Annotated in this window: 23 protein-coding genes and 1 pseudogene; 14 read left to right on the top strand and 10 right to left on the bottom strand. The window is 68.1% G+C overall.

Translation table 11 applies throughout. The annotated features are described in order from the left end of the window. Positions 1-60: 60 nt before the first annotated feature. The 4 genes from RCO27_RS09350 to rph form a co-directional block, all read right to left on the bottom strand. On the bottom strand, positions 61-225 hold the full coding sequence (locus tag RCO27_RS09350; RefSeq protein ID WP_309002405.1) for a hypothetical protein: 165 nt from the start codon (positions 223-225) through the stop codon (positions 61-63). Positions 226-409: 184 nt separating this feature from the next. Beyond that, a complete protein-coding gene (gene hemW, locus RCO27_RS09345; RefSeq protein WP_309003193.1) occupies positions 410-1588 on the bottom strand; it encodes a radical SAM family heme chaperone HemW in 1179 nt (392 codons plus the stop codon). Between the two features lie 24 nt (positions 1589-1612). Continuing rightward, positions 1613-2260: an RdgB/HAM1 family non-canonical purine NTP pyrophosphatase gene (gene rdgB / locus RCO27_RS09340; protein ID WP_309002404.1), complete on the bottom strand. Its 648-nt coding sequence runs from the start codon at positions 2258-2260 to the stop codon at positions 1613-1615. After that, on the bottom strand, positions 2257-2973 hold the full coding sequence (rph, locus tag RCO27_RS09335) for a ribonuclease PH (RefSeq protein ID WP_309002403.1): 717 nt from the start codon (positions 2971-2973) through the stop codon (positions 2257-2259). Before rph ends, rdgB begins: the two co-directional genes overlap by 4 nt. An 80-nt stretch (positions 2974-3053) precedes the next feature. Here rph and RCO27_RS09330 point away from each other — a divergent pair, with 80 nt between their 5' ends. From RCO27_RS09330 to phhA, 8 genes and pseudogenes are all read left to right on the top strand, one after another. After that, positions 3054-3254 carry a hypothetical protein gene (locus RCO27_RS09330; RefSeq protein ID WP_309002402.1) on the top strand — a complete coding sequence of 67 codons (201 nt, stop codon included), beginning with the start codon at positions 3054-3056 and terminating at the stop codon, positions 3252-3254. Then, positions 3251-3727 carry a DUF6438 domain-containing protein gene (locus RCO27_RS09325; RefSeq protein ID WP_309002401.1) on the top strand — a complete coding sequence of 159 codons (477 nt, stop codon included), beginning with the start codon at positions 3251-3253 and terminating at the stop codon, positions 3725-3727. Before RCO27_RS09330 ends, RCO27_RS09325 begins: the two co-directional genes overlap by 4 nt. Before the next feature lie 34 nt (positions 3728-3761). Next, positions 3762-4802, top strand: coding sequence for a heat-inducible transcriptional repressor HrcA (hrcA, locus tag RCO27_RS09320; protein WP_309002400.1), 1041 nt, complete (start codon positions 3762-3764; stop codon positions 4800-4802). After that, complete coding sequence (gene grpE / locus RCO27_RS09315) at positions 4799-5326, top strand: nucleotide exchange factor GrpE (RefSeq protein WP_309002399.1); 528 nt, start codon at positions 4799-4801, stop codon at positions 5324-5326. Before hrcA ends, grpE (RCO27_RS09315) begins: the two co-directional genes overlap by 4 nt. A 77-nt stretch (positions 5327-5403) precedes the next feature. Next, positions 5404-6492, top strand: coding sequence for a PQQ-dependent sugar dehydrogenase (locus RCO27_RS09310; protein ID WP_374990384.1), 1089 nt, complete (start codon positions 5404-5406; stop codon positions 6490-6492). Next, positions 6467-6697 (top strand): annotated as a pseudogene (grpE, locus tag RCO27_RS09305) (nucleotide exchange factor GrpE); the annotation flags it as partial. The gene RCO27_RS09310 and the pseudogene grpE (RCO27_RS09305), both read left to right, overlap by 26 nt. 215 nt (positions 6698-6912) lie before the next feature. Next, positions 6913-8040 (top strand): serine hydrolase, encoded by a 1128-nt coding sequence (locus RCO27_RS09300; RefSeq protein ID WP_309002398.1) that lies wholly within the window; start codon positions 6913-6915, stop codon positions 8038-8040. Between the two features lie 181 nt (positions 8041-8221). Beyond that, positions 8222-9058 carry a phenylalanine 4-monooxygenase gene (gene phhA / locus RCO27_RS09295; protein ID WP_309002397.1) on the top strand — a complete coding sequence of 279 codons (837 nt, stop codon included), beginning with the start codon at positions 8222-8224 and terminating at the stop codon, positions 9056-9058. Positions 9059-9173: 115 nt separating this feature from the next. Here phhA and RCO27_RS09290 read toward each other — a convergent pair whose 3' ends face one another. After that, the gene (locus RCO27_RS09290) at positions 9174-9692 is read right to left on the bottom strand and encodes a PH domain-containing protein (protein WP_309002396.1); all 519 of its coding nucleotides are present in this window, start codon (positions 9690-9692) and stop codon (positions 9174-9176) included. Between the two features lie 195 nt (positions 9693-9887). On the opposite strand from RCO27_RS09290, the gene RCO27_RS09285 reads away from it, so the two are divergent. Continuing rightward, positions 9888-10439, top strand: a complete 552-nt coding sequence (locus RCO27_RS09285) for a hypothetical protein (RefSeq protein ID WP_309002395.1) — start codon at positions 9888-9890, stop codon at positions 10437-10439. Positions 10440-10523: 84 nt separating this feature from the next. Here the strand turns inward: RCO27_RS09285 and RCO27_RS09280 are convergent, their stop codons facing one another. Together RCO27_RS09280 and RCO27_RS09275 are read right to left on the bottom strand one after the other, a co-directional pair. Continuing rightward, complete coding sequence (locus RCO27_RS09280) at positions 10524-10988, bottom strand: vgr related protein (RefSeq protein ID WP_309002394.1); 465 nt, start codon at positions 10986-10988, stop codon at positions 10524-10526. 116 nt (positions 10989-11104) lie between these two features. Further along, the gene (locus RCO27_RS09275) at positions 11105-11557 is read right to left on the bottom strand and encodes a copper chaperone PCu(A)C (protein ID WP_309002393.1); all 453 of its coding nucleotides are present in this window, start codon (positions 11555-11557) and stop codon (positions 11105-11107) included. A 137-nt stretch (positions 11558-11694) separates the two neighbouring features. Between RCO27_RS09275 and dnaK the strand changes: the two genes are divergently transcribed. The 4 genes from dnaK to RCO27_RS09255 all read left to right on the top strand — a co-directional run bounded on the left by dnaK (position 11695) and on the right by RCO27_RS09255 (position 16370). Beyond that, entirely contained in the window at positions 11695-13629 is a 1935-nt protein-coding gene (gene dnaK, locus RCO27_RS09270; RefSeq protein ID WP_309002392.1) for a molecular chaperone DnaK, read from the top strand. A gap of 124 nt (positions 13630-13753) precedes the next feature. Next, entirely contained in the window at positions 13754-14884 is a 1131-nt protein-coding gene (dnaJ, locus tag RCO27_RS09265; RefSeq protein ID WP_309002391.1) for a molecular chaperone DnaJ, read from the top strand. After that, positions 14874-15359: a GNAT family N-acetyltransferase gene (locus RCO27_RS09260; RefSeq protein WP_309002390.1), complete on the top strand. Its 486-nt coding sequence runs from the start codon at positions 14874-14876 to the stop codon at positions 15357-15359. The genes dnaJ and RCO27_RS09260 overlap by 11 nt, the downstream gene beginning before the upstream one ends. A gap of 108 nt (positions 15360-15467) precedes the next feature. Continuing rightward, positions 15468-16370, top strand: a complete 903-nt coding sequence (locus RCO27_RS09255) for an alpha/beta hydrolase-fold protein (protein WP_309002389.1) — start codon at positions 15468-15470, stop codon at positions 16368-16370. A 4-nt stretch (positions 16371-16374) separates the two neighbouring features. On the opposite strand, the gene RCO27_RS09250 is transcribed toward RCO27_RS09255, so the two are convergent. The 3 genes from RCO27_RS09250 to radC all read right to left on the bottom strand — a co-directional run bounded on the left by RCO27_RS09250 (position 16375) and on the right by radC (position 19229). Continuing rightward, positions 16375-17079, bottom strand: a complete 705-nt coding sequence (locus RCO27_RS09250; RefSeq protein ID WP_309002388.1) for a glutathione S-transferase N-terminal domain-containing protein — start codon at positions 17077-17079, stop codon at positions 16375-16377. Positions 17080-17159: 80 nt separating this feature from the next. Further along, positions 17160-18473: an adenylosuccinate lyase gene (gene purB / locus RCO27_RS09245; protein ID WP_309002387.1), complete on the bottom strand. Its 1314-nt coding sequence runs from the start codon at positions 18471-18473 to the stop codon at positions 17160-17162. A 72-nt stretch (positions 18474-18545) separates the two neighbouring features. After that, positions 18546-19229, bottom strand: a complete 684-nt coding sequence (radC, locus tag RCO27_RS09240) for a DNA repair protein RadC (RefSeq protein ID WP_309002386.1) — start codon at positions 19227-19229, stop codon at positions 18546-18548. A gap of 98 nt (positions 19230-19327) precedes the next feature. Here radC and RCO27_RS09235 point away from each other — a divergent pair, with 98 nt between their 5' ends. Next, positions 19328-22531 (top strand): YdbH domain-containing protein, encoded by a 3204-nt coding sequence (locus tag RCO27_RS09235; protein ID WP_309002385.1) that lies wholly within the window; start codon positions 19328-19330, stop codon positions 22529-22531. Positions 22532-22541 lie beyond the last annotated feature (10 nt).

The raw sequence follows: 22541 nt of genomic DNA, 5'->3' as shown, positions 1-22541 counted from the left end.
GGCTCACCCGAGGACCCAGCATCGACCCCGTCCAAGAGGTTGGAGCTTCTTCTATCTCTGTCAGCCCATCGGCATATCCACGCAGATAATTCTGCCCATCACCCAATAGCAGCCCGGCGGAAGATCGTCGTACGCGACCGGGCCAGCCGAGGGTGCCGTCTGAGCGACAGCCGGAACCGAGATCGCAGAAATAATCAATGCCGCTGAACAAATGATCGCTCTCATGCTATCCTCTTTCCTGTCTTCATTATATTGGGAGTGATAGAGTATTCGATGGGATGCGTCTGTCAATGTTGCGGCACATTTGTCGCGAGGTTGGGTCCTATTTTTGACTGTCTAGTCAAACAACGACAGTGATCTGATCAAACCTGACCGCAATAGCGGAGCCCGAAGACATCGCGCGACAGCGCTAGGCGGAAATGATCTCGACGAGCAGAGCGTCGAGCACCAGCATCCCGCCGGGCGTGGCGCGCAGGCGCTCATCGTCGCGGACAAGAAGACCCTGCGCTTCGAGCCGCGCAATGGCGGCGCGATCGACAGGGTCACGCCCGGCCAGCTTGGCGATACGGTAGAGATCGACGCCTTCGCGGAGCCGGAGACCCATCAGCAAGGCCTCGATGCCGCGCTCTTCTGCGGCAATCATGCGTTCCTCGACGATGCCGTGGCTGTTGCGACCGAGCGCGGCGAGCCAGTTCTCCGGTTTCTTGTGGCGCTGGGTGGAGGCGCCGCCGCGTCGGCCATGGGCACCGGGCCCGACACCGATGTAGGATTGGTAGCGCCAGTAGGCGAGATTGTGCCGGCTCTCCTGACCCGGTTGGGCGTGATTGGAGATTTCGTAGGCGGGCAGGCCTGCCGCACCGGTGATCTCGCCGGTCAGTTCGTAAAGCTCCGCGGCGCGGTCCGGATCGATCGACTCCAGCTCACCCTTCGCGGCGAGCGCCGCGAAGCGCGTGCCGGGCTCGATCGTCAGTTGGTAGAGCGAGAGATGGTCGGTGCCGAAGTCGAGCGCCTGGCGGAGCTGCGCTTCCCAAGTCTCCGCGCTTTGGCCGGGCAGGGCGTAGATCAGGTCGAAGCTCGTTCGCGCGAACGCCGACTGGGCGGTGCCGAGCGCCATCAGCGCCTCTTCCACGTCATGGGCGCGACCGAGGAACTTGAGGGCGGCCGGGTCGAGCGACTGGATACCGAGCGAGACGCGGTTGACACCGGCGCGGGCAAGGTCGGCGAAGCGGCGTGCCTCGACCGAGGAGGGATTGGCCTCCAAGGTGATCTCGATGTCGTCGGCGAACTCCCAATGACGCTGTGCCACCTCGATCAGCGCCGCGACGGTTTTCGGCGGCATCAGCGAGGGCGTGCCGCCGCCAAAGAAGATCGAGGTCAGCCTGTGGCCTGGTGTTTGCGTCGCCTCATAGGCAAGGTCGGCGAGCAGCGCGTCGCGCCACTGCCCCTGGTCGATCGACTCCCGCACATGGCTGTTGAAGTCGCAATAAGGGCATTTCGAGACACAGAACGGCCAGTGGATGTAGAGGGCGAGGTCGGTTTCCTCTCCCGCAGCCTGCGCATCCGGACGTCCCTCACCGGCGCTCGGGATCAGCGAGGCGGGCGCATGATCCACCTAGAGCAGCGCCACCACCAGCTTGCGGAAGGCGTCGGCGCGGTGGCTCATCGCGTGCTTCTCGGCCGGGTCCATCTCGCCGAACGTGATGTCGTGGCCGGCCGGAACGAAGATCGGATCGTAGCCGAAGCCGTTGTCGCCCCGCGGCGGCCAGGCGATCGTGCCGTCGACCCGGCCTTCGAACCACTCGCTGTGCCCGTCCGGCCAGCAGAGTGCGAGCGCGCAGACGAAATGGGCGTTGCGGCTGGCATCGTCGCCCAGCGCTTCCAGCTCGTCATGGACGCGCCGCATGGCGAAACCGAAATCGCGGCCGCCCTGCACCTCGCCCGGATCGGCGGCAGGATCGACATGCGCGTCGACCACCGCCCAGCGCGCCGAGAAGATGCCCGGCCGGTCGCCCAGCGCCTCGACGCAGAGGCCACTGTCGTCAGCGAGGGCCGGCAGGCCGGAGAGGTCTGCGGCCTGCCGCGCCTTGAGGTCGGCATTGTCGATGAAGGTGACGCCGGTTTCATCCGGTTCCGGGAGATCAAGCTCCGCAGCGGAGACCGGCTCGATCCCGTAGGGGCCGAGCAGCTCGCGGATCTCGCGGACCTTGCCTTCATTATGGCTGGCGATGACCAGCTTGCCCGGCAGGAGCTTGTGGGTCACCGGCCGGTCGCCTTGTCCTGCGCCGCGAAGATCTCCGCGCAGCCGATGCGGGCGAGGCGGAGGAGCCGCAGCAGCCCTTCCTCGTCGAACACCTCGCCTTCCGCGCTGATCTGCGCCTCCACCAGCTTGCCGTCGCCGGTCAGGACGAAATTGCCGTCCGACCCTGCCGACGAATCCTCGATATAATCGAGGTCGAGCACGGCGGTTCCGTCATGGATGCCGCAGCTCACCGCCGCGACCTTCTGGCGGATCGGGTCGGCCGCGATCAGCTCCTTCTGGAGCAGGGCGTCGACGGCGAGGCGCAGCGCCACCCAGGCGCCGGAGATGGAGGCGGTGCGGGTGCCGCCGTCGGCCTGGATCACGTCGCAGTCGAGCGTGATCTGCCGCTCACCCAAGGCTTCGAGGTCAACCACCGCCCGCAGGCTGCGGCCGATCAGCCGCTGGATCTCCTGGGTCCGGCCGGACTGCTTGCCGCCCGCCGCCTCGCGCCGGCCGCGGGTATGGGTGGCGCGCGGCAGCATGCCATATTCGCCGGTGACCCAGCCCTTGCCCTTACCACGCAGCCAGGCGGGCAGGTTGGTCTCGACCGAGGCGGTGCACAGCACGCGGGTGTCGCCGAAGCTCACCAGGCAGCTGCCCTCGGCATGACGGGTGAAGCCGGGTTCCATGGTGATGACGCGCATCTGGTCTGGCGCGCGGCCGGAGGGACGCATAGAAACTCCTCGGTGATGATTGGTGGCGGGCTTTAGCCAAAGCGGGCGCGCCATGCCAGTCATGTCGCAGGAGAAGCCCGATGAAGACCCTGCTCACGATCCTGGGCGTGCTCGCACTGCTGATGGGCCTGCTCTGGATGGGGCAGGGGACCGGGCTGATCCGCTGGCCGGCGGAAAGCTTCATGATCGACACCTCCGTCTGGACGCTCTGGGGAGGCCTGCTGGCGCTCTGCGGGGCGGCGCTGATCTGGCTCGGGCGGCGCGGGAGGAACGCGCCATGACCCGCCTCGTCCTTGCCATAACCTTTCTCCTGGCGGCCTGCGCCAGCTCCGCCGCGAACGAGGTGCCGACCCAGACGATCAGCTACACGCGGGGTCCCTGCTTCGGCGCCTGCCCGATCTACCGGGTGACGGTGAATGCGGACGGGACGGGTGTGTTCGTGGGCGAGCGGTTCACCGCGGTGGAGGGCGAGCGGCGGTTCACCTTGACGCCCGCGCAATGGCAGGCCTTCATCGCGAAGCTCGCGCCCTATCGGCCGCGCGGCGCGGAGGAGATCAACATGGGTCATGCGCGCTGCCAATTGGCCGCGACAGATCATCCGTCGGCGACCGTCACCTGGGCCGGCGGGGGGCGCAACGACCGGCTCGGATTCTATTTCGGCTGCCGCGACGAGGGGAACCGGGCGTTGGCGCAGGCGCTCGAGGAGGCGCCGGGTCTGCTTCCCATCGCGGAGATGATCGGCCCGCGGCGCTAGCCAAATCCGCATGGCGATGCCTACATTCGGACCCATGACCGGAAGCATCGGCGAAATGAGCGATCGCGCGCGGGACGTGTTCCGTCTCGTCGTCGAGGCCTATATCGAGAGCGGCGTGCCGGTCGGCTCGCGCACCATCTCGCGGACCTCGACGCTCAACCTGTCGCCCGCCTCGATCCGCAACGTCATGCAGGATCTGGAGGAAACCGGACTGCTCGCCGCGCCGCACACGTCGGCCGGGCGGGTGCCGACCGAAAGCGGCCTGAGGCTCTTCGTCGACGGGATCATGCAGGTCGCCGAGCCACGCGCCGAGGACCGCGCCGCGATCGAGGCGCTGATCGACCGCGGCGGGCCGATCGAGGAGGCGATCAGCGCCGCCACCGCCGCGCTCTCCGGCCTCTCCGCCTGCGCCGGCATCGTGCTGGTGCCCAAGGAGGAGCCGCAGCTTCGCCAGCTCGCCTTCGTGCCGTTGTCGCCCCGGCAGGCGGTCGCGGTCGTGGTGGGCGGCGACGGCAGCGTCGAGAACCGCGTCATCGATTTGCCGCCGGGCGTAAGCGTGTCGACCTTGGCCGAGGCGGGCAACTACGTGTCCGCCCGCCTGTCCGGCCTGACGCTGCGCGATGCCGAGGCGCGGCTCGCCGAGGAGATTCGCGCCGGTCAGGCGGCGCTCGACAAGGCGGCGCAGGAGTTGATCGCCCGCGGCCTGGCGCTGTGGTCCGAGGACGGTGCCCGCCGCCCGGTGCTGATCGTTCGCGGCCAGGCCAACCTCATCGACGAGAGCGCGGCAGCCGATCTCGACCGGGTCCGCCAATTGCTCGACGAACTGGAGGGCAAAGCGGAGATCGCGCGCCTGCTCGATCGCGCCCGCGACGGTGCGGCGATGAAGATCTTCATCGGCTCCGAAAACGAACTGTTCGCTTTGTCCGGCTCGTCGGTTATTGCCGCGCCCTATCGCGGGGCGGACGGCCGGCTCGTCGGCGTTGTCGGCGTGATCGGCCCGACCCGGTTGAACTATGCGCGGGTGGTTCCCATGGTGGATTTCACCGCGAAAGCATTGTCGAGATTGATGGCATGAACGAAGACGAGACCAAGATCGAAGAGACCCCTGAAATTCCGGAGGCCGACGACCAGTCGGATCCGCTGGCGACGCTCGAAGGCGAGCTGGCCGAGGTGCGCCAGCAGGTGCTCTATGCCCAGGCCGAGACCCAGAACGTCCGCCGCCGGCTGGAGCAGGAGAAGGTCAATGCGGCCAATTACGCCGCCACCGCCTTCGCCCGCGACGTGCTGAGCGTGAAGGACAATCTCGAGCGTGCGCTCGCCGCCATCCCCGCCGATCTCCGGGAGGACGAGCGGATGAAGGGCCTCGTCGCCGGCATCGAGGCGACCGGGCGCGAGATCGACAGCGTCTTCCAGCGCCACGGCATCGCCCGCATCGCGGCAATGGGCGAGAAGCTCGATCCGCACCTGCATCAGGCGATGATCGAGCTGCCGAGCGACGAGGCCGAGCCCGGCACGATCGTCCAGGAGATGCAGGCCGGGTACACGATCAGGGACCGCCTGCTCCGCCCGGCGCTGGTGGGCGTGGCGAAGAAGCCTTGAGCTGGCTGATCGCGGCGGCGCTGATCGGCGCCGCACAGGATCCCCGCTTCCTGGAGGACAGCGCGCCGCCTTCACCGGTGTCCGCGATCCGGATCGAGCGGGTGACGATCGCGGCCGGGCTGCGGCATCCGTGGAGCATCGCCTTCCTGCCCCATGGCGGCATGCTGGTGACCGAGAAGGATGGCGGGCTGGTGCGGATCGACGCGGGCGGCGCGGTGACGCGAATCGCGGGTCTTCCCGACGATCTCGACAATGTCCGCCAGAACCCGCGCGACAATTCGGGCCTGTTCGGTATCGCGCTGCATCCGGACTTCGCGGCGAACGGGCGGCTCTATCTCTCCTATGCGTCACGCGGCGAGGGGGGTACGACGACCCGGCTGATCCGGGCGCGGCTCGACGGCGACCGGTTGAGCGACATCGAATCCCTGTTCGAGGCGACGCCGCGTTCGGGCGACCGCTTCCATTATGGCGGCGGACTGCTGATCGGACCGGACGGCAAGCTGTACCTGACGGTGGGCGAACGCCATTATATGGAGAGCGACAATCCGCCGCTGCCGGTTTCCCTCGACGTGACCGACCGGCGCGGCAAGATTTTCCGCTTCGAACTGGACGGTCGTCCGGCCGAGGGCAATCCCGATTTCGGGCCCGGCACGCATCCGGCGCTCTACGCGCTCGGCATTCGTGCCGCGCAGGGTATGGCGGCCGAACCGGGCACGGAACGCATCTGGTTTTCCGAACATGGCTCGACCCAGGGGGACGAGATCAACATCCTTGCCCCGGGCGCCAATTATGGCTGGCCGGTGCGCACGGGCGGCGGTTATCGCGACCCAGCCTATCGTCCGCGCGGGTTGGAGGGCGCCGCCTACACCGATCCCGTCCACGAATGGCGCGGACGCACCGTCGCTCCGACCGGTCTCACCTTCTATACAGGCAATGTTTTCCCTGAATGGCGCGGCGATCTGATCGTCGCCGGACTGAGGCGGGGTTACCTGATGCGCCTCGACGTGGAGCATGGCACAGTGCGCGGCGTGGAGTATCTGCTGGAGGACGCGCCGGTTCGGCTGCGCAACGTCACGCAGGGACCGGACGGTGCCCTCTACATCCTCACCGACGAGGCCGACGGAAAGGTGATCCGGCTCGACCGGCATCGAGGCGACCGGCCGTGAGATCGACAGCGTCTTCCAGCGCCATGGCATCGCCCGTGTCGAGATGATGGGCGAGACGCTCGATCCGCATCTCCACCAGGCGATGATCGAGGTCCCGTCGGACGAGGCCGAGCCCGGCACGATCGTCCAGGAGATGCAGGCCGGCTACACGATCAAGGACTGGTTGCTGCGTCCGGCGCTTGTGGGCATGGCGCACAAGCCTTAGCCGCGCTTGGTTCTTCATGCCGGACTTGATCCGGCATCCAGCTGTCTTTGCGGCCGTGTTCAAGATGGACCCTGGGGTCAACCCCGAGGTGACGATCTTGGCTCATAAGAAAGAAAAAGCTGGATTCCCGCGTGCGCGGGAATGACGATAGGGCGATGCGGCCTTGGCTCCTACTCACCCTTTCAGTGCTTTCGGCCTGTGCAACGGTGCCGGACGTGCCCGCCCCGAACGTCGCCTACGTCTGGGCGACGTTCGACCGGGGCGGGGTCACCGCGTCCGGCGCCTCCGGCCTTGCCGATCCGGGGCGCGGGCGGGCGCTGACGATCGACGATCCGGTGCGGATCGCGTCGATCTCGAAGCTGGTGATGGCGCTCGGCGTCATGCGGCTGGTCGAGGACGGGCAGATCGATCTCGACCGGGACGTGTCCGACTATCTCGGCTGGTCGCTCAGGAATCCCGCTTTTCCGGACCGGCCGATTACGCTCCGGCTGCTGCTGTCGCACCGCTCTTCGCTGACCGACAATGTCGACTATGCCGTGCCGCTGGGCACGGAGGTGCGCGCGGTGGCGGGGTCGCCGGCGGCGTTCGACGCGGCGCATCCGCCCGGCGCCTACTTTCGCTACTCGAACCTCAATTTCCCGGTGATCGCCTCCGCGCTGGAACGGGTGACCGGCGAGCGGTTCGATCGGCTGATGGCGCGGCTGGTGCTGCAACCGCTCGGCCTCGATGCCTGCTTCAACTGGTCGACCTGCAGCGACGCCGCCATCGCCCGCGCCGTCGTGCTGCGTTCTGGCGGCGGCCAGCCAATCCGCGACGATCTCGGCGGGCGGCCGCCCGATTGCGCGGTCAACGCGCCCGAGGGCTCCTCCTGCGACCTCTCGAACTATGTGCTCGGCAGCAACGGCGCCCTGTTCTCGCCGCAAGGGGGCCTCAGGATCTCGGCGCGCGACCTTGCCGTCGTCGGTCGCCTCCTGCTCCACGGCGGGACGCACCAGGGGCAGCGCTTCGTGAGCGAGGCGAGCATTCGCATGCTCCTCGCGCCCGTCTGGACCTTCGACGGCGCCAATGGCGAGATCGATAGCGGTTTCTACTGCGCCTATGGGCTCGCGTCACAAAGTCTGCCGGTCCGCACCGCGGGCTGCCGCGACGACCTTTTTGGGCGTGGCCGCGCCGTCGCGGGCCATGCCGGCGATGCCTACGGCCTGCGCTCCGGCCTCTGGGTCGATCCGGCTTCGGGAACCGGCATCGCCTATTTCTCGGTCGGCAATGGCGACGATCCGCCGCGCGGCCGCTCCGCCTATCGCGCGATCGAGGAATGGCTGGCCCGCAAGCTCCGCCCTTGACAGCACGGCGCTTCTCACCGATCCTTATGGCGATGCGCGCGATGATCGCCTCGACCGTCTATTATTATCGGACCGCCCGGGCGGGACCGATCTGACGCGCGCGTAACAGCCAAGTTTCAGGATCGCACCCCGTCCGGACCTCCGGGCGGGGTTTTTCTTTGTGTTCGAAAGGAAGGACCTCATGACCTCCGATACCCATATCGGCCTCGACACCGCGAAACCGCCCTTGGGGGCGGCGGCCGACTGGACGATTCCGCAGCATTGGGAGCGGTTCACCCCGGTCGAGCACCGGGTGTGGGACCTGCTCTTCGCGCGCCAGCAGGAATGCCTGAAGGGCCGCGCCGTGAAGCAGTTCTTCGAAGGCCTCGACCTGCTGAAGCTCTCCAAGCCCGGCATTCCGGATTTCGACGAGCTCAACGAGCGGCTGTTCGCCCGCACCGGCTGGACGGTGGTTTCGGTTCCCGGCCTTATCCCCGACGAGGTGTTCTTCGAGCATCTGAGCCGCCGCCGCTTCCCGGCCGGCAATTTCATCCGCGCCGCGACCAGCCTCGACTACCTCGAGGAGCCGGACGTCTTCCACGACGTGTTCGGCCACGTCCCCATCCTCGCCGACCATGTCGCCGCGGACTTCATCCAGCATCTCGGCGCGCTCGGCCTCGAGGCGCATGCGGGCGGCACGCTGCAGCGGCTTGCCCGGCTCTACTGGTACACGATCGAGTTCGGCCTCACGATGGAGGCGGGCGCGCGGCGCATCTACGGCGCCGGCATCCTCTCCAGCTTCGGCGAGAGCGTCTACTCGCTGGAGAGCGACGTGCCCCACCGCGCCCGCTTCGACATCAACCAGGTGCTGCGCACCCGCTACCGGACGGACAGCTTCCAGCCGCGCTACTTCGTCATCGACAGCTTCGAGGCGTTGCTCGAGACGGTGTCGGAGGGGCTCGACCATCTCTACGAGGCACTGGAAGGGACCGAGGATCTCGATCCGCATGCGGCGGATGACGTGCGAAAGGCGGCCTGACGCTCCACCGTCATGCTGAACTTGTTTCAGCATCCAGTGTGGAGACCTCGGCGCAGGTTGAGAACTGGACCCTGAAACGAGTTCAGGGTGACGGTAGGGCCGCGTGGCGCGACGATCAGATGTGCTCGTGCGCCATGTCGATCTCGCGCACCTGCCGCTTCTGGCGGGCGGTGTCGACGAGGCGGCGCAGATGCTCGCGGCGGGCCTGCGCACTGGCGACGTGCGGGATGACGAGATCGCCGCTCCGGGTGGTCTCGTCGCTCGACGAGATCGAAAGGGTGCCGATCCCCGCCCACTGATTCAGCAGGGTGAAGTTGAGGCGCACGTCCTTGATCCGGTAGAGCTCGATCTCGTCGACCGCCTTGAACAGGATGCCGGTCCGGATGATCAGCCGCTCTTCCGTGATCTCGTAAGTCGCGGCGAGGTTCTTCACCCAGACCACGGCCAGGATGACGAGCGCGGCCAGGGTGAGCAGCAGCGGCAGCCACGTGATCCCGGTCTGCGCGACTCCGACGCCGGCGACGGTGAGCACGATGCCGAGGACGAGCAGCAGCCCGGTGCCCAGGCCCGCCAACGTCCCGCGCAGCCAGCCCAGGGTGGAGGAGCGGAAGGTATCGAGCGGCTGTTCGGTCATGGTCGCGGGTCCCCGATGTCGCGGAAAGGCTAGCACGGGCGAGGCCGAAAGGAAGCAGGCTTTCAGTCCTTTCGTCATACCGGCGTAGGCCGGTATCCAGTCCTTCAAGAAAGGAGTCTGGACCTGGCCTGCGCCGGGGTGACGATGATCTGCCAAAGGCTGTATATGCTGTTCCGCTCATCGTGGGAGGCGCTGATGAAGGGTCGGCTTTGGGGACTGGCGCTGGCCGCGTTGCTGGCACCCATGCAGGCCGACGCGCAGCTGCCATTGCCGCCGCCGGTGCCACGCCCGGCGCCACAAAACTGCACCGCCCCCGAATACCGCCAGCTCGATTTCTGGGTGGGCGAATGGGATGTCTACTACACCGGCTCGCTCGGGTTGGCCGGCCGCTCGACCGTCGAGCGGATCTACAACGATTGCGCGATCCGGGAGACGTGGCGCCCGTTCGACATGAACGACGGCGGCAGCGTCAGCAGCTACGACCGCGCGGCCGGTGTGTGGCGGCAGACCTGGGTCGATTCCGCCGCCGACCGGATCGACTATACCGGCCGTGTGGAGAACGGCCGGATGGTCTTCATCGCCGAGCGCCCAGCTCGTCCCGGCGAGCAAGCCCGCCAGACCCGGGTCACCCAGTGGCGGGAGGGCGAGACGGTCCGACAGGTCGGCGAGACCTCGACCGATGGCGGACAGATTTGGACGCCGTCCTACGACTATACATACCGGCCGCATGGGACGCCGCCGCGGTGACCTTTGCATTCGACCCATTGCGGACGTTACTCCCCTCCCCGGAAGGGAGGGGAACAGAAGTCGGCTTCCCACCCATCACAGCCGTCAAGCCGATCTGAACGGAAGCGCACCCTCCAGGCTCGCCAGCTCCGTCACGCCGGCCGGCCTGACCGCGCGCCGCTGCAGGAACACGTGCCGCATGATCTCGGCCTGCTGCTCCAGGCCGTAGCGATCCAGTGGCCAGCCGGGGACGAAGCTGTAATCGTAGCGGCAGAAGGGGTGGCGCATCAGCGGCAGATACCAGCGGCCCTTGCGCTGGGCCTGCCAGACATGGGTCATCTCGTGGACGAACAGGCCCTGGAGGCTGATCGGCGCCTTGGAATAGTCGTCGGCCCACAGGTCGCTCTTCGGCGGCACCCAGATGTGGCCGTCGGGGGCCATGATCACCTTCGCCGGATGCAGGAAGAACCATTTGCGGCGGTGGATGCGCACGCGCTCCGCATCGACCGCGTCGCCGAACATGCCCTGCACGATGGCGCGCTCGCCGGCGGTAAGGGGGCGCGAGGTCATTCGTTTCCCATAATGTCATGCTGAACTTGTTTCAGCATCCAGGCTTCCACCGCCCGGACGGATGGCCAGCTGGACCCTGAAACAAGTTCAGGGTGACGCCGGGAAGGAGGGAAAGACTAGTGGCCGTCATGCTCTCCGCCGAGCGCATCGCCGGCGCCGATCACCCGGGCGCTCACCGTCACCGGCGCGCCCTGCTCGAACTGGAAGGTGAGGTCGGTCGTCTCGCCGGCCTTGAGCTCCGGACTGACCCCGAACAGCATCAGGTGCCGGCCCCCCGGCGCGAAGGCGATCTCGCGGCCGACCTCGATCCGTCGCACCGGGCGCATTGAGGCCATGTTCCCCTCGCTCATCGTCTCATGCATCTCGACCCGCTCGGCGGCCGGGGTCGTGACCGCGGTCAGCGCCACCCGGTCCTGCGGCGCGCGGAGGTGGAAATAGCCGGCGCCGGGCCGGCCGGGGACGGCCGGCAGGCGGATCACCGGATTGGTCACCTCGACATCGGTCGAAGGGGCCTGGTTGCAGCCGGTCGCGAGGAGCAGCGCGGCCAGGATCGGGACGGCGTTTCGCATGGGCCTGCCCATAGACGGCGCGACTTCTTGTCGCAACGGAATCGGCCCCTATATCGCCCTCCATGAAGCGCCTGCGCGCGGCTCCTGTCGAGGGTGCGCGGGCCATCGCTATTTAGAGGGGCCAAAAAGGGACGAATATGGCAAAAGTGATCGGTATCGATCTCGGCACCACCAACAGCGCGGTCGCCGTCATGGAGGGCGGGAAGCCCAAGGTCATCGAGAATGCGGAAGGCGCGCGCACGACGCCGTCCGTCATCGCCTTCACCAAGGACGGCGAGCGCCTCGTCGGCCAGCCGGCCAAGCGCCAGGCGGTCACCAATCCCGACAACACCGTCTTCGCGGTGAAGCGCCTGATCGGCCGCCGCTTCGACGATCCGGTGACCAAGAAGGACACCGAGCTGGTCCCCTACGAGATCGTCAAGGGCGCCAATGGCGACGCCTGGGTCAAAGCGGGCGGCAAGGATTACAGCCCCTCGCAGATCTCCGCCTTCACGCTCCAGAAGATGAAGGAAACCGCCGAGGCCTATCTCGGCGAGACCGTCACCCAGGCGGTGATCACCGTCCCTGCCTACTTCAACGACGCGCAGCGCCAGGCGACCAAGGATGCCGGCCAGATCGCCGGCCTCGAAGTGCTGCGCATCATCAACGAACCGACCGCGGCGGCGCTCGCCTACGGGCTCGAGAAGCAGGACGGCAAGACGATCGCGGTCTACGATCTGGGCGGCGGCACGTTCGACATCTCGATCCTCGAGATCGGCGACGGCGTGTTCGAGGTGAAGTCCACCAACGGCGACACCTTCCTGGGCGGCGAGGATTTCGACGCCAAGATCGTCGATTCGCTCGCCGACAAATTCAAGGCGAAGGAGAATATCGACCTGCGCCAGGACCGGCTCGCGCTGCAGCGGCTGAAGGAAGCCGCGGAGAAGGCGAAGATCGAGCTGTCCTCGGCGCAGTCGACCGAGGTGAACCTGCCGTTCATCACCGCGCGGATGGAGGGCGGCGCTTCGACCCCGCTCCACCTCGTCGAGACGATCACGCGTTCGGATCTGGAAAAGATCGTCGGCGACCTGATCAAGCGGACGCTGGAGCCGTGCAAGAAGGCGCTGGCCGATGCAGGGCTCAAGGCCAGCGAGGTCGACGAGGTCGTCCTGGTCGGCGGCATGACCCGCATGCCCAAGGTCCGCGACACGGTGAAGGAGTTCTTCGGCAAGGAGCCGCACACCGGCGTCAACCCGGACGAGGTCGTCGCGATGGGCGCCGCGATCCAGGCGGGCGTGCTGCAGGGCGAGGTCAAGGACGTCCTGCTGCTCGACGTCACCCCGCTGAGCCTCGGCATCGAGACGCTGGGCGGCGTCTTCACCCGGATGATCGACCGCAACACGACGATCCCGACCAAGAAGACGCAGACCTACTCGACCGCCGAGGACAACCAGAATGCGGTGACCATCCGCGTCTTCCAGGGCGAGCGCGAGATGGCGGCGGACAACAAGATGCTCGGCCAGTTCGATCTGGTCGGCATCCCGCCGGCGCCGCGCGGCGTGCCGCAGATCGAGGTCACCTTCGACATCGACGCCAACGGCATCGTCAACGTCCATGCCAAGGACAAGGGCACCGGCAAGGAGCAGCAGATCCGCATCCAGGCTTCTGGTGGTCTTTCGGACGCCGACATCGAGAAGATGGTCCAGGAAGCGGAGCAGTTCGCCGACGAGGACAAGAAGCGCCGCGAGGGCGCCGAGGCGAAGAACGGCGCCGAGAGCCTGGTCCACTCGACCGAGCAGCAGCTGCGCGAGCATGGCGACAAGATCGACGCGACCCTCAAGACCGAGATCGAGGCCGCCGTCGCCGAGACGAAGACCGCGCTCGAAGGCGGCGATCCCGAGACGATGAAGGAAAAGTCGCAGGCGCTCGCCCAGGTCGCGATGAAGCTCGGCCAGGCGATCTACGAGAAGGAGCAGCAGGCGGCCGCCTCGCCGGCCGCCGAGGCGCCCGCTGGCGAGAATGCCGGCAGTGGCGGCGACGAGGATGTCGTCGACGCCGAGTTCTCCGAAGTGAACGACGAGAACAAGGGCTGAGGCATGATCATGGTCGTCATGCCGGTGGAGGCCGGCATCTCAGGGAGAAAGGTCACGGCCCTGCTCGCTGAGACCCCGGCCTCCGCCGGGGTGACGGCTTGTCGCCGGGGGGCGCCGAACCGTCATGGTTGACACCGATTATTACGAGCTGCTCCAGGTTGAGCGCACCGCGGACGGGGCGACGATCAAGTCCGCCTATCGCAAGCTGGCGATGGAGTGCCATCCGGACCGCAATGGCGGCTGCAAGGATCACGAAGCCCGCTTCAAGGCGATCAGCGAGGCCTATGACTGCCTGAAGGACCCGCAGAAGCGGGCGGCCTATGATCGCTTCGGCCATGCCGCATTCCGCAACGGCGGCCCAGGAGGCTTTGGCGGCGGCAATGGCGGGGCGCAGGATTTCGGCTCCTTTGCCGACATTTTCGACAACATCTTCGGCGAGTTCATGGGTGGCCAGCAGGGCCGGCGCGGCGACCTGCGTCGCGGCTCCGACCTGCGCTATGATCTCGAAATCAGGCTCGAGGACGCCTTCGCCGGCCGCGAGGTGGAGCTGCAGGTCGACACGACCGCTGTCTGCGATCCCTGCGCCGGTTCGGGCGCGAAGCCCGGCACCGGCGCGCGCGCCTGCCAGATGTGCGGCGGCCACGGCAAGGTTCGCGCGCGCAACGGTTTCTTCGTGGTCGAGCAGACCTGCCCGTCCTGCCGCGGTGTCGGCGAGACGATCGCCGATCCGTGCCCCACCTGCCGCGGCGAAGGCCGAGTGGAGAAGCGCAAGACGCTGACCGTCAACATCCCGGCCGGCGTCGACGAGGGCACCCGCATCCGGCTCGCCGGCGAAGGCGAGGCGGGCGTGCGCGGTGGCCCGATGGGCGACCTTTACATCTTTCTGCACATGGCCCGGCACCCGATCTTCCAGCGCGAGGGCACGACCCTGTTCGCCCGTGCGCCGGTCAGTTTCACCACCGCGGCACTGGGCGGGTGCATCGAGGTTCCCGGCCTCGACAAGGAAATGCACCAGATCACCATTCCGGCCGGGACCCAGACCGGCAAGCAGCTGCGCCAGCGCGGCGCCGGCATGCCGGTGCTGAACGGACGCGGCGCGGGCGACATGGTGATCGAGATCCAGGTCGAGACGCCGACCCGGCTTTCGGCGAAGCAGAAGGAACTGCTCGAAGCGTTCCGGGAAACCGAGACCGGCGACGAATGTCCGAACGCCAAGGGCTTCTTCAAGAAGATCAAGACCGCGCTTGGCGGCTGAGCCGCCGCGCTGGCGCCCGGCGCGCGTCGCGGATGCCGGGGCGATCGCCGCCTTGGCCGCGGCCGTGCTCGGGCCTTATGGCGAGGATGCGGCTATCTATGCCGAACGAATCGCGTTGGCGCCGGAAGGTTGCCTCGTGCTGGCCCGCGGCGATGAAATCCTCGGCCATTTCCTGAGCCACCCCTGGCCTCGCGGCGCCGTCCCCGAGATCAACGCCTTGCTGGGCGCGATCCCGGACGACGCCGACGGCTGGTACGTCCACGACGTCGTGATCGCGCCCGAAGCGCGTGGCGGCGGCTTCGCGGCGAGTGCGCTGGCAACGATCGCCGTTGCCGCCCGTGCCCGCGGCATTGACCGCCTCACATTGATCGCCGTCGGCGGCGCCGACCGCTTCTGGTCCCGGCACGGGTTTGAACCCGGCGAGGCCGAACGACCGCTCGCCGCTGACAAGGTCTATATGGAGCGACCGGCCTAGCGGTCGGCCCGTTCCGGCCACGCGCGGGCGCAACGATCTCGCGCGGCAGCCCGCGGATTCCTACGGTCCCCGCGTCTATTCAGCGGGGGATTGTCCTTGAAAACGAACATGATCTGCGTCGCCGCCTTGCTGGCGGCGATACTGGCCGGCTGCACGAACGCCGCCGATGCCGAAGCCGCGCAGGAGCGGCCCGCGGAAGGCCGGCCCTATGAACTGGCCGGCACCCAGGTCTGGACCGTGCCCGATCCCGCGTCGGGGCGCAGCTATCAGGTCTTCGTCAGCCTGCCGGCCGGCTATGAGGCGGATGCCGCCCGGCGCTATCCGGTGATGTACGTCGCCGACGCGGATTACGGCTTCCCGCTCATCCGGTCGATCGCCAGGCGGGTCAATCTCGAAGGCCCGGCGGTCGAGGATTTCATCCTGGTCGGCCTGTCCTACGCCGTGGGCGAGGACGGCGCGGACAGCCGCCGCCGCGACTACACGCCGACCCCCAACGGTCCGCGCAGCGCGGGCAACGCGCTGCACGGCGCGGGCGCCGCCTACCAGACCTACATCAGGACACAGGTGCTGCCCTTCGTCGAGCAGCGCTTCCGCTCCGATCCCGCCCGCCGCGTCTTCATGGGCCATTCCTACGGCGCGCTGCTCGGCACGCAGATCCTGTTTACCGAGCCGACGCTGTTCCACGACTATATCCTGGGCAGCCCGTCGCTCTGGTACGACCGGCGCCACATGCTCGACGTCGAGGCGGCCTATGCCCGCAATCACCGCGACCTGCCGGCCAACCTCTTCTTCTATGTCGGCGCGCTGGAAGCGATCCGACCCGGCGACCGGCGTTACAATCAGGAGGTCGATCTGGTCGCGGACCTCGCGACATTCGAACAACGCTTGCGCGCGCGCAATTATCCGGGCCTCCGCATGGCCTCGGTCGTGCTGCCCGACGAGAACCACCTGACCGTCTTCCCGTCGGGCTTCACCCGCGGCCTCGTCCACGTCCTGCCGGCGCGGCGCTGACCGGTCAGGGCTTGGCGGGAATTTCGAGACCGCGCTGGACCGCCGGCCGGGCTAGGCCGCGTTCAAGCCAGGCGGGGACGTTCTTCAGGCTGGCATAGTCGACCAGGCCGCCGGCCTCGTAGAAGCCGATGAGGTTGCGGACCCAGCCCAAGGTTGCGATGTCGGCGATCGTATAGTCGTCGCCCATGATCCACGCGCGCGTCGCCAGCCGGTCTTCGAGCACGCCGAGCAGGCGCTTGCTCTCGGTGACGTAGCGCTGGAGCGGCCGCTTGTCCTCATATTCGCGGCCGGCGAATTTGTGGAAGAAGCCGACCTGGCCGAACATCGGCCCGATCGCCGCCATCTGGAACATCATCCACTGGATGGTCTCGTAGCGCCGCGCCGGATCGGCGGGAAGGAATTGGCCTCTCTTCTCCGCGAGATAAATCAGGATCGCGCCCGATTCCCACAGGCCGAACGGCTTTCCTCCGGGGCCGTCAGGATCGATGATTGCGGGGATTTTCCCGTTGGGATTGAGCGAGAGGAATTCCGGGATCCAGGTCTCGTTCGCGCCGATGTCGACGAGGTGCGGCTCGTAAGCGTGGCCGGTCTCCTCCAGCATGATCGACGCCTTCACCCCGTTGGGCGTGTTCAGCGAGTAGAGCTGGATGCGGTCGGGATGCTGCGCCGGCCAGCGCTTGGTGATCGGAAAGGCGGAGAGGTCGGCCATGACGGGCTCCTGCTGGGTGCTGAGCCGGTAGATAGGGTGACCGCAACGCCCGGCAAGCAACGCCCGCCAAGCGGCAAATTCTATGCGCCGAACACCCGCGCGAAGATCGTCTCGACGTGCTTCAGGTGGTAGTCGAGGTCGAATTTCTCCTCGAGCTCCGCCGCGGTGAGCAAGGCGGTCACCTCGGCATCGGCCTTGAGCAGGTCGAGCAGCGAAAGCCGCCCGTCCGATTCCCACACCTTCATCGCATTGCGCTGGACCATCGCATAGGCGCCTTCGCGCGACGCGCCCGCCTGGGTAAGGGCGAGCAGCACCCGCTGCGAGTGGACGAGCCCGCCCATCCGGTCGAGATTCTTCTGCATCCGCTCCGGGTAGACGAGGAGCTTGTCCATCACGCCGGTGAGGCGGGCGAGGGCGAAGTCGAGCGTCACCGTCGCGTCGGGGCCGATATAGCGCTCGACCGACGAATGGCTGATGTCGCGCTCGTGCCAGAGCGCCACATTCTCCAGCGCCGGCGTCACATAGCCGCGCACCATCCGGGCGAGGCCGGTGAGATTCTCGGTCAGCACCGGGTTGCGCTTGTGCGGCATCGCCGACGAGCCTTTCTGGCCCGGCGAGAAATATTCCTCCGCCTCCAGCACCTCGGTGCGCTGCAGATGACGGACCTCGGTCGCCAGCCGCTCGATCGACGAGGCGACGACGCCGAGCGTCGCGAAGAACATCGCATGACGATCGCGCGGGATCACCTGCGTCGAGACCGGCTCGACGGCCAGACCCAGCTTTCCGGCGACATGGGCCTCCACCCGCGGATCGACATTGGCGAAGGTGCCGACCGCGCCGGAAATCGCGCAGGTGGCGACATCGTCGCGCGCCGCGGCGAGGCGGGCGCGGTTGCGGGCGAACTCGGCATAGGCCTGGGCGAGCTTCAGGCCGAAGGTGACCGGCTCGGCATGGATGCCGTGGCTGCGGCCGATCGTCGGGGTGAGCTTGTGCTCCTCGGCCCGCCGCTTCAGCACGGCGAGCAACTCGTCGAGATCGGCAAGCAATATGTCTGCGGCCTGCTTCAGCTGCACCGCGAGGCAGGTGTCGAGCACGTCCGAGCTGGTCATGCCCTGATGGAGGAAGCGTGCTTCCGGCCCGACATTCTCCGACACCCAGGTCAGGAAGGCGATCACGTCATGCCTGGTGACCGCCTCGATCGCGTCGATCCGCGCGACGCCGATCGCCGGCTTGGTCGCCCACCAGTCCCAGACCGCCCTCGCGGCATCCTTCGGCACGACCCCGAGCTCGGCCATCGCGTCGAGCGCGTGCGCTTCGATCTCGAACCAGATGCGGAAGCGGTTCTCCGGTTCCCAGATGGCGGCCATGGCGGGGCGTGAATAGCGGGGGATCATGCGCGCGGCTTTATGGCCGGGAGGGCGGGGGCGCAACCGGGAGTTCCGCCTCCGGCAAATGCGGGGAAAAAGCTAGATCAATCCCATCGCGCGCAGGCTGGCATGGCCGCTCGCGCCGATGATGATGTGATCGTGCAAGGTGATGCGAAGATGCCGCCCGGCCTCGGCGAGATCGCGGGTGAGGCGGATGTCCTGCTGGCTCGGGCTGGGATCGCCGCTCGGATGGTTGTGCACGACGATGATCGCGGTGGCGTGGAGATCGAGCGCCCGGCGCATGATTTCGCGGATATAGACCGCGGATTCGTCGACCGAGCCCTCCCACATCGGCTCGTCGCGGATGAGGACGTTCTTGGCATTGAGGAAAAGCACCCGGACCCGTTCGATCCCCTCGTGCGCCATGTCGGCGTGGAGATAGTCGAGCAGCGCCTGCCAGGAGCCGAGGACCGGGCGCTGACGCACATCGTCCTTGAGCAGCCGCAGCGCCGCGGCATGTGCGGTCTTCAGCGCGGCAACTGCGGGCTCGCTGATCTCGCCGACGCGCATGATCGCTTCGGCGTCGGCTGTCATCAGCCCGCCAAAGCCGCCGAAGTCCCGCAGCAGCTTCTTCGCGAGCGGCTTGGTGTCGCGGCGCGGGATGGCGAGGGCGAGGAGATATTCGACCAGCTCGTGATCGAGCAGCGCGTCGGGGCCGCCCTCGAACAGGCGCTGGCGCAGCCGGGCACGGTGCCCGCTGCCGTCCGGTGCGGCGTCGGCCATCAGGGTTGGATTAAGCCCGACGTAGCGGTTAGGCAACGTGACGGCGCCGGAACGCATCGGGCGCGGCTGGGTTGAACGGGCGAGTTTCGGACCGACGCGTGGAAGAATCTGAGGACATCGGAGAAACGGTGGGGGTGCGGCGGTGGCCACGACGGCTGCGACGCGGCCTCGCGGTGCTGCTCGTCCTGCTGCTCGTCGCGCTCGCCGTTGCCTGGATCCTGCGCGAGCGGCTGGCGACGGACTATATCGAAGGCGAGCTCGCCCGGCGCGGGGTGGATGCGACCTATGAGGTGAAGCGGATCGGGCTCGGCAGCCAGATCCTCGAAAATGTGGTGATCGGCGATCGCGCCCGTCCCGACGCGACCGTCCGCCATCTCGAGGTACAGGTCGTGCTCGGCCTCGGCGGGCCGGAGATCGGGCTCGTCACCGCGCGCGGCGTCCGGTTGCGCGGGCGGATCGACGAGGACGGGCGGCTCAGCCTCGGCCAGATCGACCGGCTGCTTCCGCCCCCCACCGGCGTCCCGTTCGAATTGCCGGACCAGCGCATCGACGTCGCCGACGCGGCGATCGCGCTTGAGACGCCGGCCGGCTTCCTCGCCGTCGCGGTTGAAGGGAGGGGCAATCTCGCCGACGGCTTTGCCGGCAGGCTGGCGCTGGCGGCGAACCGGCTGACTCTGGGCGGCTGCACCGTCGAGGGGCCCCGCGCCGATCTTGCCGCGGCGGTCGACGATCGGCATCCGGCCGTGCGTGGGCCGGTCTCCGCCGCGCGGTTCGGCTGCGGTGATGATCTCGTCGTCGAACGCCCGCTGCTGGCCGTCAACACCCGGCTGGGCCGGTCGCTGGACATCTGGCAGGGCGGTGCGGCGGCGCGGATTCCGACGCTGGTCACGCGTGCCGGCCGGCTCAACGACGTCGACGCCCGCCTGACCCTCGACGGCAATGCGCTGCGCACCCAGGGCCGCGCCGATCTCTCCGCCGGATCGGTCGAGGCCGATGCTGTGCGTACCCGGCGGGCGCGGATCGCGGGACCCTATGTCCTCTCCCTGCGTCGAAGCGAGCTGGTGATGACCGGCGACCTGCAGGCGACGGGTGTCGTGCTGCCGGAGCGCACTTTGGCCGGCGCTGCGGGCTCCTTGCGGGCGATGCAGGGCACCCCGTTGGGCCCGATCGGCGACAACCTGGCCCGGGCGCTGGTGCGCGCCGGACAGGGCGGCGCCATCGTGAATGCGGGTGTTCGCCTTGCGGTCGCACCAGATCGGGGTGGCCTCGGTATCGGCCGGCTGCGACTCACCACGGCAAGCGGCGCGCGCCTGCTCGTCGACGGCGGCAGCGGCGCGACCTATGGCTGGCCCGGCGGCGGACTCGCGCTCGACGGCGATTTCGCACTGACCGGCGGCGGCTTCCCGGACGCCCGCTTCACCCTGCGCCAGGCGCGTGCGGGCGGCCCGATCCGGGGTACCGGCCGGGTCGCGCCGCTCGAGGCCGCCGGGGCGCGTCTCGCGCTTGGCGCGATCGACTTCGCCTCCGCATCCGGCGGCAACACCCGCTTCTCGACCACCGCAAGGCTCGACGGGCCATTCAGCGGCGGCCGCGTCGAAGGGCTGCTGCTGCCGCTCAGCGGCCGGTTCGGGCGCGGCGGCCTCGCGCTCGGCGAATCCTGCGTCGCCGCCTCGTTCCAGGCGCTGGAGGTCCAGAACCTCCGCCTCGGCGCGACGCGCCTGCCGCTCTGTCCGGTCGGCCGTGCCCTCGTCTCGCAGCAGCCGGGCGGCGCATTGCAGGGCGGCGCCGAGGTGCGCGCGCCGCGATTCGCGGGCCGCCTCGGCAGCTCCCCGATCACGCTGGCCGCGAGCCGGCTCCGGGTCGGCCTCGACGGTTTCACCGCCGCCGACCTCGCCGCGCGGCTGGGCGCCTCGTCCGGCGAGAGCCGCCTCGACATCGCCGGGCTCGACGGACGCCTCGCCGGCGGCGGGGTCGCGGGGGGGTTCACCGGCCTTGCTGGCGATCTGGCCGGCGTCCCGCTGCTGGTGTCGGAGGGAAGCGGACGCTGGCGGTTCGCGGGTGGCACGCTGAATGCCGAAGGTGCCCTCACCGTCGCCGACCGGCAGGATCCCTTGCGCTTCCAGCCGCTCGTCACGCGCGATTTCCGCCTCGCCATCGCCGGCAACGACCTTCGTGCCGCCGGCGGGCTCGATCATCCCGAAAGCGGCACGCGGGTGATGCGCGCGACGATCGACCACGATCTCGGCACCGGCGCCGGCGGCGCGGTGCTCGACGTCGCCGGCCTGCGCTTCCAGCCCCGCGGCTTCCAGCCCGACGCGCTGACCCCGCTCACCGTCGGCGTCGTCGCGCTCGTCGACGGGACCGTCACCGGCCGGGGCCGGATCGCGTGGGACGCCGAAGGGACGCGCAGCAGCGGGACCTTCGCCACCCAGGACATGAATCTCGCCGCGCCGTTCGGCCCGGTCGAGGGGCTGACCACGACCCTGAACTTCACCGATCTGCTCGGCCTCGTCACCGCGCCGGGCCAGACCGCCGAGGTCCGCCTGATTCAGGCCGGCATCGACGTCTATGACGGCCGCGTCACCTATCAGCTCCAGCCCGACTACCGCGTCGCCGTCGATGGCGCGCGCTGGCCCTTCTCCGGCGGCACGCTGTCGCTGGAGCCGACCGTGCTCGATTTCAGCCGTGAGACGACGAAATATCTGACCTTCCGGGTCGAGGGACTCGATGCCGCCAGCTTCATCGCGCAGATGGAGTTCGGCAACATCGCCGCCACCGGCACGTTCGACGGCATCGTGCCGATGCAGTTCGACGCGAACGGCACCGGCGAGATTCGCGACGGCCGGCTGACGGCGCGGCCGGAGGGCGGCACGCTCTCCTATGTCGGCGAGCTCACCGACCGCGATCTCGGCGCCTACGGCATCCTCGCCTTCAACGCGCTGAAATCGCTGCGCTACGACAAGTTCGATCTCACCCTGAACGGCGCGCTCGACGGCGAGTTCATCACCGTCATCGATCTCGACGGCATCGCCCGCGACCCGTCCGCCACCACATTGCCCGGCGGTGGCGGCATCCCGCAGATGGTCGCGGGGCGTATCCTCAACCAGCTCGCCCGCATCCCGTTCGAGTTCAACATCCGCATCCAGGGGCAATTCCGCTCCCTGTTCGCCACCGCCCAGTCGTTCAGCGACCCGACCCTGCTCATCCAGTCGGTCCTGCCCGACCGCCTGATCGACACCCAAAACACTCCCGCCGTTCAGGAAAACGGCGTTCAGCCTGAAGAAAGCGAGCCTGTGCGATGATCCATCACAG

It is taken from the genome of Sphingosinicella sp. LHD-64 (assembly GCF_031157375.1).
Taxonomy (GTDB): domain Bacteria; phylum Pseudomonadota; class Alphaproteobacteria; order Sphingomonadales; family Sphingomonadaceae; genus Allosphingosinicella.
The sequence above is the reverse complement of the archived record's forward strand: the minus strand, read 5'-3'. Positions and strand labels throughout refer to the sequence as shown.